Genomic DNA, 12,497 nt, shown 5'->3' with positions numbered 1-12,497 from the left:
GAAGAGGAAGGAGCGCCGGACGGCGCGGACCTGGCTGCAAGCGGCAGAACCGCAGTCGCGTAGCTGGGTGGGCCCGCCAGCGGCGGGCCAGGGGGCACGGGCGCCAGGGCCCGCGCGGCAGGTCAGTCGGCCCGGGCCGGCGTGGTGGCCGGCGCGGTCGCCGGCGCCGGCGGCGGCAGCGCGCCGTCGCTGGCATCGACCACGCCATCGTGGTTGCGGTCGACGCGGGCGAAGGTGCGCAGCCCCGACGCCTGATATTCGGCGAAGGTCATGCGCTGGTCCTTGTCGGTGTCGAGCACCTTGAAACGCACATGCACCTGGCGGTCGTCGGCCTGCTCGAGCGCGGTGAGGCGACGGTTGAGGCGGTCTTCGAACTCCACCCGGTACTCGTCCGGCGACAGCGCCGCGTTGCGGTCGCCGTCGGCGCTGGCGAACTGCGCCGCGCGCAGGCCGGCGTATTCCTTGCGGCCCACCTTGCCGTCGCCGTTCTCGTCGTACAGCGCCAGGAAGCCCTCGGCCGCCTGGCTGTCGGGCATGCCGGGGCGGCCGCCGTCGCGATCGAAGGCCTGTGTCCTGTCGCCAGGGGGCGCCTTGGCCGCCGCCGTCAGCGCCGCCTGGCCGCGCGCCCAGTCCTGCGCACCGGCGGCGTCGAATTCGGCGCGCGCCACCTGCCCGTCGCCATCGGCATCGAGTGCGGCAAAGCGCTGCCTGCCGTGCGCGGCCTGCGCGCTGCGTTCCTGCTCCAGCGCCTGCTGGCGACGCTGGCGGAATTCGGCCACGTATTCGTCCTCGTCGACGCTGCCGTCGTGGTTGCGGTCGGTGGCGTCGAAGCGGGCGCGGCGAAAGGCGGCGAAGTCGGCGGCGGTGATGCGGCCGTCGCGGTCGTCGTCATGCTGGGTGATGAAGGCCTGCACGTTGTTGCCGTGACCGCCGAGCAGCGGGCGCGGCCCGGACTGGGCGAGTGCGGTTGCGGGAAGCAGCAGCGCGCACAGGCACGCGCCGGCCAGGGAGCCAGTGTTCATGGATTGCCTCTTGAGGGGGAAAACGGTGGCGGGCCGTGGCGCTGGCTGGGCCTGCAGGCGTGTCGGTACGCCGGGCGGAGACACCGCGCCGGTGAAGTCGGGCCAGTGGGGCAATGCAACCGCCGCAGCGGTTGCGCGGCGCTACGGCTCCAGCACCTGGAAGGTGAGCGTGGTGCTGTTGCTGTACTCGCGCACCGGGGCGTCGGCCGGGGCCGGGGTGCGGTGGCGGGACAGCGCCAGCCAGGTGCCGGCGCGGTCAAGCTTCATCGTGGCGCGGCCGGCCGCGTCGGTGGTCAGGCTGACCAGCGTCGGGCTGCGGTCGGAAGTCCAGACCGCCTCGCTGATGTCCACGGTCTGCCCGGCCAGCGGCACGCCGTCGTACTGCACCGTAAAGACGAAGCGCTCGCCGACATACAGGTCGTTGGGATGGGAGACCGGCACCAGTTCCAGACCACGGTTGCGCGGCGCCAGCGCGGTGCGATCGGGCTTGCCGATGCTCAGATAGGTGTCGGCCAGGGTGCGCGACTGGAAGCTGGCGAGCAGCGTGGCGCCCTTGGGCATGGGTACGTTCGGATCGCGCACGGTCTGCCGTTTGCCATCCAGCTCCCAGGTGCGGAATTGCGCGCCCACGCGCAGGCCGGTGCTGACCCGGTAGGTGCCGGGCTGCTTGCCCAGGGTGTGTTCGACCACGGTGCGGGTGTCGAGCGCCTGCACCCGGGCCGGCGCGACATCGCGGCCGTCGGGCCCGGTGATGCGGAAGTGGCTCTGGTCGAAGGCCGCCTCCGGGACGAAGAAGGTCTCGGCGAAGGCCGCGTCCAGGGTCACCGTCTGGCCCGGTTGGGGCGTGAAGGTGTTGGGTGCCAGGTAAGGGGTGTGCGCAGAGGCGGAGGCAGCGAGCAGCAGCGCCGACAAGGTCAGCAGTTTCATGGGGGGCCCTGTTCCGAGTGGGTCGCTGGCGGCAGGGCGCGGGGCGGCGCAGGAAGCTGGCTGACCACACGATATTAACGAAAATGCGAATCGTTCACAACAATAACAGGCGCTGCGTCGCGCTTCTCCAGCGCGGGATCGATGACGTGCGCTCGGGCCGACGTGTACCGTGTCCGCTTTCCCCGCCGTCTCTTCGCCATGAGTACCTACCACCTGCAGCAGGTCTTTCGTCCCACCACCGTGGCGGTGGTCGGCGGCAGCCCGCGCGATCGCTCGGCCGGGCGGGCGGTGGTGCGCAATCTGCGCGCGGCCGGGTTTCCCGGGCAGATCGGCTGGGTGAGCCCGCGCTATACCGAGATCGACGGCGTGCGCACGGTGGCGCGACTGACCGATCTGCCGTGGGTGCCGGACCTGGTGGTGATCACCGCGCCGGCGCGCATCGTGCCGCGCATCGTCTCCATCGCCGCGCGGCGCGGGGTGGCTGCGGCGATCATCCTCACCGCCGGGCTGGGCAGCGGCCCCGGCTCGCCGGCCGCGCGGATGGAAGCGGCCGCGCGCGCCAAGGGCATGCGCATCCTCGGCCCGCACTGCCTGGGCGTGATCGCCCCGCATGCGCGGCTCAATGCCAGCATCGCCGCCCATTGCCCGCAGGCCGGCGACCTGGCATTGATCTCCGAATCCAGCGCGATTGCCGCCGCGCTGGTGGAATGGGGCGTGGCGCGCTCGGTGGGGTTCTCGGCGGTGGTGTCGCTGGGCGACACGCTGGATGTGGATTTCGGCGACCTGCTCGACTACTTCGCCACCGACTACCGCACCCGCGCGATCCTGCTGTACGTCGAACGCATCGGCGATGCGCGCAAGTTCATGTCGGCCGCCCGCGCCGCCGCGCGCGCCAAGCCGGTGGTGGTGGTCAAGTCGGGGCGCCAGTTCCGCATCAATCCCAATGCCGATACGCATGCGCAGGCGCTGGCCGGCTCGGATGCGGTGTATGGCGCCGCGTTCGCGCGTGCCGGCCTGTTGCGGGTGGGCGCGCTGGACGAATTGTTTGCCGCCGCCGAGACGCTGGGCCGGCTCGGCAGTTTTCCCGGCCGGCGGCTGGCCATCCTCAGCAATGGCGGCGGGGTGGGGCAGCTGGCGGTGGACCAGCTGGTGCTGCGCGGCGGCACCCTGGCCGAGCTGTCGGCCAAGACGCTGGAGCGGCTGGATCAGTCGTTGCCGCAAGGCTGGTCGCGCAGCAACCCGGTGGACATCATCGTCGATGCCGACGGGCCGCGGTATGCCGCGGCGATCGAAGCCTTGCTGGACGACCCGGAGAACGACGCGCTGCTGGTGGTCAACGTGCCGACCGCGTTCACCTCCTCGGCCGATGCGGCCAAGGCGCTGACCCGCGCGCTGGACCAACGCAACCGCTACCAGCGCGAAAAGCCGGTGTTCGCGGTGTGGCTGGGCCAGGACGATGCGGCGATTGCCGCGCTCAACGCCGCGCGCGTGCCCACCTATGCGACCGAATCGGACGCGGTGCGCGGCTTCACCCACCTGGTGCGCTATCGCGAGGCGCAGGCGGCGTTGATGGAGACCCCGCCCAGCCTGCCGGAAGATTTCGTGGTGGATGCGGCCATTGCCCGCACCGTGGTCGACGACGCCCTGGCGGCCGGCCGGCGCTGGCTGGACCCGGTCGCCACCAACCGCCTGCTGGCCGCCTACGGCATCCCGATCGTGCCGCTGCAGGTGGCCGCCACCGCCAACGAGGCCGCCTTGCTGGCCGACCCGCTGTTGGCCGTCGGCCGCACGGTGACCTTGAAGGTGCTGTCCAGCGACATCGCGCACAAGTCCGATGTGGATGGCGTGCGCCTGAACCTGTCCAGCGTGGCGGCGGTGCGCGAGGCGGCGGCCGGCATCCTGGCGCGGGCGCGCGCTGCGCTGCCGGATGCAGTGATCGAGGGGGTGATCGTGCAACCCACCGTGCTGCGGCCGAAGGCGCGTGAACTGATCGCCGGCATCGCCGACGACCCGGTGTTCGGCCCGGCCATCGTGTTCGGCCGTGGCGGCACCGCGGTGGAAGTGATCAACGACCGCGAGCTGGCGTTGCCGCCGCTGGACCTGCGCCTGGCCCACGAGCTGATCGGGCGCACGCGGGTCTCGCGCATCCTCAAGGCCTACCGCGACGTGCCGGCGGCCGACGAGCGCGCGGTGGCGCTGGTGCTGGTCAAGCTGGCGCAGCTGGCCGCCGACATCCCGGAAATCACCGAGCTGGACATCAACCCGTTGCTGGCCGACCGCGATGGCGTGATCGCGCTGGACGCGCGCGTGGCGGTGGCGCCGGCGCGCAAGCTGCACAAGGGCCGCGGTCATCCGCGCTTTGCGATCTTCCCGTATCCGAAGGAGTGGGAGCGCCAGATCGGGCTGGGCGATGGCACGCATGCGCTGGTACGCCCGGTGCGCCCGGAGGACGACGCATTGTTCCGCGCGTTCTTCGCGCGGGTCACCGACGAAGACCTGCGGCTGCGCTTCTTCCAGTCGGTCAAGCATTTCAGCCACGAGTTCATCGCCCGGCTGACCCAGCTCGATTACGCGCGCTCGATCGCGCTGGTGGCTATCGACCCCAAGACCGGCGACATGCTCGGCGCGGTGCGGCTGCATGCCGACGCCGACTACGAGCGTGGCGAGTACGGCATCCTGATCCGCTCCGACCTCAAGGGCCACGGCATCGGCTGGCAGCTGATGCGCATCATGATCGAGTACGCGCGCTGGCTGGGCCTGAAGCAGATCGAAGGCCAGGTGCTGCGCGAGAACCGCACCATGCTGGCGATGTGCCAGAGCCTGGGCTTCGGGGTCCGCCCGGATCCGGACGATGCAACCCTGATGGCGGTGACACTCCCTATAATGGGCGAGCCACGCCCGGCCTGACCTTGGGTCACGCCGCGGTCCCCCCTCCTCACCGCATGCCGGATCTGCCGGGCCTCGCCCCGGCCCGTTGCTCCGGCTGTCGTCTTGGCCCGCCTGGGAGTGTCAATGTTTCGCGATTTCAGAATGTCGTTCTTGGTCACAGCGATCTGCCTGGGCCTGGCTGCCTGGTGGGGTCATACCTCCGCGATGGGCATCTGGCAGGCCCTGTGGCTATGCCTGGTGCTGAGCGTGCTGGAGGTGTCGTTGTCGTTCGACAACGCGGTGGTCAACGCCGGCGTGCTCAAACACATGAACGCGTTCTGGCAGAAGCTGTTCCTCACCGTCGGCATCCTGATCGCGGTGTTCGGCATGCGCCTGGTGTTCCCGATCGTGATCGTGTCGGTGGCCACCGGCATGGGCCTGGTGCCGGTGATGCAGATGGCGCTGAAGGAGCCGGACCGCTACAGCCAGGTGCTGACCGACAACTACCCGTCCATCGCCGCCTTCGGCGGCATGTTCCTGCTGCTGGTGTTCCTGAACTTCCTGTTCGACCAGGAGCGCAAGCTGCACTGGCTCGGCCCGGTGGAGCGGCTGGTCGGCAAGCTGGGCAAGGCCGATGCGATGTCGGTGATCGTGGCAGTGTCGGTCTTGCTGGGCACCAAGCTGTTCCTGCCTGACGCCATCTTCCAGAGCGTGCTGTTCGCCGGCCTGGGCGGCATCCTGCTGTACCTGCTGGTCGGCAGCGTGGACGCGCTGTTCGAGGCCGAAGAGGGCGAGGACGGCATGGGCCCGGCCAAGCGCTCTGGCATTGCCGCCTTCCTGTACCTGGAAGTACTGGACGCCTCGTTCTCGTTCGACGGGGTGATCGGCGCGTTCGCGATCACCCGCGATGTGGTCATCATCATGCTGGGCCTGGCGATCGGCGCGATGTTCGTGCGCTCGATGACGGTCTACCTGGTGCACAAGGGCACCCTGGACGAGTTCGTGTTCCTGGAGCACGGCGCCCATTACGCCATCGGCGTGCTGGCGATCATCATGCTGGTCGGCACCGTGTACCACGTACCGGAGGTGCTGACCGGCCTGATCGGCGTGGCCTTCATCGCCGCTTCGGTGTGGTCCTCGATCCGCTACCGCAAGCGCCACCACATCGGCCCGACCGAGATCTGATCTCGCTCATGGCCGCGCTCAGGGCGTAATGCTGTTCACTGTGAGAGCGGCTGACAGCGTCTTCATGGCCATCGGGCGGGCGTCGCTAGTTCTGTGGCTTGGCTGCAGGGCCCTTGCCCGCCCACCATCGCGGGACACGCCGCAAGTACGTCCTTGTAGGCTCTTACGCGGCATCCATGCCGCGTAAGGTCCCGCGACGGTGGGCGGGCAAGGGCCAGTTGAGTTGGCCGGCGCGCATGGTTTTCAACAAAGCAGCCGGCAACTGTCTTGTGCGGTGTCCTCGCCGATTGCGGGACCGTGTGGCGGCATGGATGCCGCCGCCGAGCCCCCATGGACGGGTTCACGGCGTGTCCCGCGAGCGGTGAGGGCGCCGCACCCTCGACCCAACGTCGGCAGCGGCGAGTTCCTCCCAGTGCCGGTGTCCGGGCAGGCGCCCCAGGCGTGCGGTGCCGCTTGAGGCGGTCTCGGCCAGCTGACCGGCTTCAGCGTCGAATGTATGTCGCAGCCAACCCAACCGGACCCAACTGGTCGATGGAAATGCCGGTTTGGGCCTTGACTGCGCAGTCCAATTGGACGGGTTCCCAGCCTCTTGCCGACCGTTCGTCAGACAGTGCTTTGTGCTGTAAGGGTTTTCGGGAATTTCCCACATTTGGTGTTGACCCCTCCGGGTGACCCCACTATCTTGGGGGAGTCGGTGGTTGGTCGCCCCAAGGCGTCCGGACCAGTGAGAGCATGATTTGCAGCAGGTTGCCAATCAGACGCCTCTCCGCGGCGGCAGCGATGAACGATCACAGCCATCCGGGCCTCGCCTGGAGCAGGCGGCGTGGTCTCGTTGCGCCGCTGTTGTTTCGCCACCGACCACTGCGCGACAGCACACCGCGCGGTGGCGGCCGTGGAATCTCCGGTAAGGAGATGGCTGGTGAAGGCGATGCCGCCGCAGACCGTGGGTCTTGCGTGCTGGTCGTCGCGCACCGCCATCGCTGTCCAGGGAGTCCGGATCCGGCCGCAACCCGTCCCCCAGCCGGGTTCGTGTGCCTACGCATGGAGGACGCATGACCACCAACGACACCCTTGCCGCGATCGCCGCCGGTACCGCAACACCCACCAGCGTTCCCGCCGGTGTCAGCGTGCCCGGTTGCGGCGCGCCGGAATTGACCGACCCGTCGGATATCGTGCCGCCTCCCCGCCAAGCCATTGCAATGCACGCACAGACCATCGAAGAACAAGCCGTCGCCACCTGGATCACCAAGGAAGCCGGCAACCGCCGGATCCCGTTCGAGCCGGAGCGCCTGGAGCGCGCCATCGACCAGATCCATGCCGAATTCCCGCAGCTGGACGTGGCCGACTACAAGCGCTCGGTGTTCGGCTTCGTCGACCGCAAGGACAGCGTCAACGCTGACGACCTGGTCGACCACCTGATCCGCGAGGCCGAGGCCCGCGTCGATCTGACCACCCCGGAGTGGGAGCACTTTGCCGCGCGCCTGTACCTGCGCCGGCTGTACAAGCGCGCCAGCCGCAACCGTTTCTACGACGCCAGCCAGAAGTACGGCTCGTTCGTCGGCCTGCAGGAGAGCCTGGCCGACCGCAATGTCTATTCCAACGACATCCTGCGCCGCTACTCCAAGGACGAACTGATCGAAGCCGGCAAGATGATCGAGCCCGAGCGCGACAAGCTGTTCGCCTACAACGGCCTGTACCTGCTGGCCACGCGCTACCTGGCCACCGACAACTCGCGCGGCGTGTTCGAGCTGCCGCAGGAGCGTTGGCTGACCATCGCGCTGTACCTGATGCAGGACGAGATCGGCAACGGCAAGGGCAGCCGCGAGCGCCGCATGCAGCTGGTCGGCGAGGCCTACTGGGCGCTGTCCAACCTGTACATGACCGTGGCCACCCCGACCCTGGCCAATGCCGGCAAGGTCGGCGGCCAGCTGTCGAGCTGCTTCATCGACACCGTCGACGACAGCCTGCAGGGCATCTACGACTCCAACACCGACGTGGCGCGCGTGTCCAAGCACGGCGGCGGCGTGGGCGCGTACCTGGGCTATGTGCGTTCGTCCGGTTCGGCGATCCGCGGCGTGTCCAATTCCTCCGGCGGCGTGGTGCCGTGGATCAAGCAGCTCAACAACACCGCCGTGTCGGTGGATCAGCTGGGCCAGCGCAAGGGCGCCATCGCGGTCTATCTGGACATCTTCCACCGCGACATCGAGGCGTTCCTGGATCTGCGCCTGAACAACGGCGACCAGCGCCTGCGCGCGCATGACGTGTTCACCTCGGTGTGCATCCCCGACCTGTTCATGGAAGCGGTCGAGCGTCGCGGCGACTGGTATCTGTTCGATCCGCACGAAGTGAAGCGGATCAAGGGCTGGTACCTGCAGGACTTCTACGACGAGAAGAAGGGCGACGCCAACAGCAGCTTCCGTCGCAAGTACGAGGAAGTGGTTGCCGACGAGCGCATCACCCGCAAGACGGTCAAGGCGATCGAGATCTTCAAGCGGATCATGGTCAGCCAGCTGGAAACCGGCAACCCGTTCATGTTCTACCGCGACGAAGTCAATCGCAAGAACCCGAACAAGCACGAGGGCATGGTCTATTCGTCCAACCTGTGCACCGAGATCCTGCAGAACATGAGCCCGACGCGGATGATGCAGGAGATCATCAGCGGCAATCAGATCGTCACCACCAAGAAGGCCGGTGACTTCGTCGTGTGCAACCTGTCCTCGATCAACCTGGGCCGCGCGATCACCGTGCAGGCAGACCAGGCCGACCTGCTGGGCGCCGACGTGCTGGAGCGGTTGATCCCGATCCAGGTGCGCATGCTCGACAACGTGATCGACCTGAATCAGCTGCCCGTGCCGCAGGCCACCATCACCAACCAGAAGTACCGCGCCATCGGCCTGGGCACCTTCGGCTGGCACCATCTGCTGGCGCAGAAGTCCATCCACTGGAATGCCAAGGAAGCCGAGGACTACAGCGACGAGCTGTACGAGCGCATCAACTACCTGACCGTCCAGGCGAGCATGGAGCTGGCCAAGGAAAAGGGCACCTACAGCGTGTTCCGCGGCAGCGACTGGCACACCGGCGAGTACTTCCGTGCGCGCGACTACAACAGCCCGCAGTGGCTGGAGCTGGCCGCGCAGGTGGCCGTCAATGGCGTGCGCAATGCCTGGATGCTGGCGGTTGCGCCGAACATGAGCACCGCGCAGATCGCCGGTTCCACCGCCTCGATCGACCCGATCTACAGCGCGTTCTACTACGAAGAAAAGAAGGACTTCCGCCGTCCGGTCGCCGCTCCGGGCCTCTCGCTGGAAACCTGGCCGTACTACGAAAAGGGCGCCTACAAGGTCGACCAGTTCGCCAGCGTGCGCCAGAACGCGCGTCGCCAGCGCCACGTCGACCAGTCGATCAGCTTCAACTTCTACGTGCCAAGCACCATCCGTGCCAGCACCTTGCTGGACCTGCACATGACCGCCTGGCGCGAAGGCCTGAAGACCACGTACTACGTGCGTTCCAACGACATCGACATCAGCGAGTGCGAGTGGTGTTCGAGCTAAAGCGCATGCGGTAGCGAAGCGCATTTGCGCTTCGCTTCCACGGTTCGCGTTGCGAACCGTGGACCCTGCTTCACCAGCTCCCACACCCCGCGCCTTCGGCGCGCCCCCGTCACGCAGGGGGCTTTCTTCCAGAATGATTGCTGCCGTCGTCCCCGCTGCACACGCGCGCGACGCCTGAAACACGAGTAGAGACCCATGTCCGCAACACCGCTTGAGCGCATCAAGATCCTGGAGCCGCGTCACCCCAACCGCTCCACCGCCATCATCAATGGCGAAACCTCCGGCATCCTCAACTGGAACGACATCCCGTACCCGTCCTTCTATCGGGCGTACAAGGAGCTGTCGACCAACTTCTGGATCCCCGACGAGGTGGACATGAAGGGCGACGCGCGCCAGTACAACGAGCTGTCGGCGCGCGAGAAGAATGCCTACGACTCGATCATCGGCCTGCTGGCCACGCTGGATTCGCCGCAGACGCGCTTCATCTACAACGTCGCCGAATACATCACCGACCCGGCCGCGCATGCCAATGCCGCCATCATCGGCCAGCAGGAAGTGATCCATAACGAGAGCTACAGCTACGTGCTGGCCTCGATCACCGGCCTGGCCGACCAGAACCGCGTGTTCGAGATCGCGCGCACGCATCCGACCATCATCAAGCGCAATGCGCCGATCATGGGCGCCTACGAAGACTTCATGCGCGACAAGACGGCCGAAACGCTGATCCGCGCGCTGATCCAGTCCTCGATCCTGGAAGGCATCAACTTCTATTCCGGCTTTGCGTACTTCTACAATCTGGTCCGCCAGAACCGCATGACCGGCACCGGCAAGATCATCAGCTTCATCAACCGCGATGAGCTGGCCCATTCCAAGTTCATCAGCGAGCTGATTCGCGCCATCATCGGCGAGAACCAGGCGCTGCAGGGCGACCAGCTCACCGATTACGTGCACAAGGCCTTCGAGCACGCGATCGACCTGGAAACCCAGTGGACCGCCGAAGTGCTGGACGGCATCGACGGCATCGACGTGGACGAGATGATCCGTTACGTGAAGTACCGCGCCAACAAGATGGCCGGCATGCTCGGCATCGAGAAGCTGTACGAAGGCGCCAACGACAACGTGATGCCGTGGATCAAGGCCTACGCCGACAACTTCACCGAAACCAAGACCGACTTCTTCGAGATGCGCAACGCCTCGTACAAGAAGACCAACTCGGATAACGGCTTCGACGATCTGTGAGTAATCGGGAATAGGGAATCGGGAATGGCAAAAGCAGGCAATACCGCGCTCTTCCGATTCCCCATTCTCCATTCCCGAATTCCTGCCCCATGAACATCCTGCTCGCACTGGCCTCGTTGAGCGGCAACACGCGCGATGTCGCGCGCAGTGTCGCGCTGCGCTGCGAAGCGGCCGGGCACACGGTGACCTGGCTGGAGACCGACGTGCAGCGGCTGGAGCAGGTGCCGCATGCGCCCGGGCAGTACGAGCTGTTTGTGCTCGGTAGCTGGACCGACAACGGTGGCCGCACGCCGGCAGAGATGAAACGTTTCATCGTCGAATTGGTCGAAACGCTGGGCAAGCCGCCGCGGGTGGCGGTGTTCGGCACCGGCGAAACGCAGTGGGGCGAGGACTATTTTTGCGGTGCAGTGCATCGCATCGCACAGTTCTTCGCCAGCCCGTTTCCGCGTTTGACCATCGAACAGATGCCCCACGGCGTGCGCGACGCGCAGGCCATCGCCGCCTGGACCGACGAGGTCCTGGCCCAATGCCAACACGATCCCCACGATGCACACCATTACCGTCACGTCGCCTGAGCACTACACCGCCACCCTGGCCGCGCATCCGCGCGCGCTGGTGGATTTCTACAAGGACAACTGCCCCGGCTGCCGCATGCTCGACATGTCGCTGGACAAGTTCGCCAACAGCGATGCCGCCGAGGGCGTGGCCTTGTTGAAGGTCAAGCTGGAAGTGGTGGGCGAGGAGTTCTTCCGCGGCCTGGGCCTGCGCCAGACCCCGACCCTGGCGCTGTACCGCGATGGCAGCGAGGTGGCACGCCTGCCCGGCTTCCAGTCACCGGCGCAGGTGGAAACCGCGGTCAAGACCAGCCTCTGAGCCACCGGGGCGGCGCAAGCGCCTGCGCGCCTACGGTTGCATGTTCCCCGCGGCTGCGTGTCATCGAGAAGAGTGCTGCACACCACCGTCTCGCCAGGCGATTGCCGATGCGAACGCGATGCCCTCGTAGGAGCGGTCCCGGCCGCGACCGCCGTCCCGATGGCCTCATCGTGCACGCGGCAGTACATGCGATAGTCACGCAGGATGCCGGCCGTCGGCGACGCTCCCGCAGCGGCAATGCGCAAGCGCCCGCGTCGGCACGCTGGATCGCCGTGGCGGCTGCGCTGCGTTCCGGCGTACGCCGCTGCGGCTGACCGCCTATCCTGTCTGTGTCAGGCTGCTGCAATCGCCTTGGCACGCAGCGCCTCTCCACTGGAACCCCTCATGTCAGACAGCTTGCAGACCCCGCCACCGATCGAAGCCCGCATGGCCGAGATCGTGTTCCCCAACCACACCAACCATATGGGCACGCTGTTCGGCGGGCAGGCGCTGGCGTGGATGGACAAAGCCGCATTCCTGGCCGCATCGCGCTATGCGCGGCGTGCGGTGGTGACCGCGCGCTCGGACCAGGTGGATTTCAAGCTGCCGATCCGCCAGGGCCAGATGGTGGAAACCATCGCGCGGGTGGTGTCGGTGGGGCGCAGTTCGATCAAGGTGGAAGTGGAACTGATCGCCGAGGACCTGCTCAGCGGCGTCCGCGAGCTGTGCACCCGCGGCCACTTCGTGATGATCGCGCTTGGCGATGACGGCAAGCCGACCTCGGTGCCGGCACTCCCGATGACGGACAAAGGCTGAGGCTGCAACCAGCGCTGTTCTTGCCGCCGATGCAGCC

General features: G+C 67.1%; 9 protein-coding genes. 7 read left to right on the top strand and 2 right to left on the bottom strand.

What is annotated here, in order from left to right; genetic code table 11:
• Nucleotides 1-122: 122 nt before the first annotated feature.
• Both H7A86_RS19195 and H7A86_RS19190 read right to left on the bottom strand, forming a co-directional pair.
• Nucleotides 123-1,022 carry an EF-hand domain-containing protein gene (locus H7A86_RS19195; RefSeq protein ID WP_119131582.1) on the bottom strand — a complete coding sequence of 300 codons (900 nt, stop codon included), beginning with the start codon at nucleotides 1,020-1,022 and terminating at the stop codon, nucleotides 123-125.
• A 141-nt stretch (nucleotides 1,023-1,163) separates the two neighbouring features.
• On the bottom strand, nucleotides 1,164-1,949 hold the full coding sequence (locus H7A86_RS19190; protein WP_115678061.1) for a DUF4198 domain-containing protein: 786 nt from the start codon (nucleotides 1,947-1,949) through the stop codon (nucleotides 1,164-1,166).
• 198 nt (nucleotides 1,950-2,147) lie between these two features.
• Between H7A86_RS19190 and H7A86_RS19185 the strand changes: the two genes are divergently transcribed.
• The 7 genes from H7A86_RS19185 to H7A86_RS19155 all read left to right on the top strand — a co-directional run bounded on the left by H7A86_RS19185 (nucleotide 2,148) and on the right by H7A86_RS19155 (nucleotide 12,460).
• On the top strand, nucleotides 2,148-4,856 hold the full coding sequence (locus tag H7A86_RS19185; protein WP_104584156.1) for a bifunctional acetate--CoA ligase family protein/GNAT family N-acetyltransferase: 2,709 nt from the start codon (nucleotides 2,148-2,150) through the stop codon (nucleotides 4,854-4,856).
• A gap of 105 nt (nucleotides 4,857-4,961) precedes the next feature.
• Complete coding sequence (locus H7A86_RS19180; RefSeq protein ID WP_104534912.1) at nucleotides 4,962-6,002, top strand: DUF475 domain-containing protein; 1,041 nt, start codon at nucleotides 4,962-4,964, stop codon at nucleotides 6,000-6,002.
• A gap of 1,052 nt (nucleotides 6,003-7,054) precedes the next feature.
• Nucleotides 7,055-9,553 (top strand): ribonucleoside-diphosphate reductase subunit alpha, encoded by a 2,499-nt coding sequence (locus H7A86_RS19175; RefSeq protein WP_119131583.1) that lies wholly within the window; start codon nucleotides 7,055-7,057, stop codon nucleotides 9,551-9,553.
• 195 nt (nucleotides 9,554-9,748) lie between these two features.
• Nucleotides 9,749-10,792 carry a ribonucleotide-diphosphate reductase subunit beta gene (locus H7A86_RS19170; RefSeq protein ID WP_024940691.1) on the top strand — a complete coding sequence of 348 codons (1,044 nt, stop codon included), beginning with the start codon at nucleotides 9,749-9,751 and terminating at the stop codon, nucleotides 10,790-10,792.
• A gap of 89 nt (nucleotides 10,793-10,881) precedes the next feature.
• The gene (locus tag H7A86_RS19165) at nucleotides 10,882-11,367 is read left to right on the top strand and encodes a flavodoxin (RefSeq protein ID WP_104584160.1); all 486 of its coding nucleotides are present in this window, start codon (nucleotides 10,882-10,884) and stop codon (nucleotides 11,365-11,367) included.
• Nucleotides 11,339-11,665 carry a thioredoxin family protein gene (locus H7A86_RS19160; RefSeq protein WP_104650304.1) on the top strand — a complete coding sequence of 109 codons (327 nt, stop codon included), beginning with the start codon at nucleotides 11,339-11,341 and terminating at the stop codon, nucleotides 11,663-11,665. The genes H7A86_RS19165 and H7A86_RS19160 overlap by 29 nt, the downstream gene beginning before the upstream one ends.
• 384 nt (nucleotides 11,666-12,049) lie before the next feature.
• Entirely contained in the window at nucleotides 12,050-12,460 is a 411-nt protein-coding gene (locus H7A86_RS19155) for an acyl-CoA thioesterase (protein WP_104650303.1), read from the top strand.
• The last annotated feature ends 37 nt before the right edge of the window (nucleotides 12,461-12,497 follow it).

This window comes from Xanthomonas euroxanthea, from assembly GCF_903989455.1.
Taxonomy (GTDB): Bacteria; Pseudomonadota; Gammaproteobacteria; order Xanthomonadales; family Xanthomonadaceae; genus Xanthomonas; species Xanthomonas euroxanthea.
The sequence above is the reverse complement of the archived record's forward strand: the minus strand, read 5'-3'. Positions and strand labels throughout refer to the sequence as shown.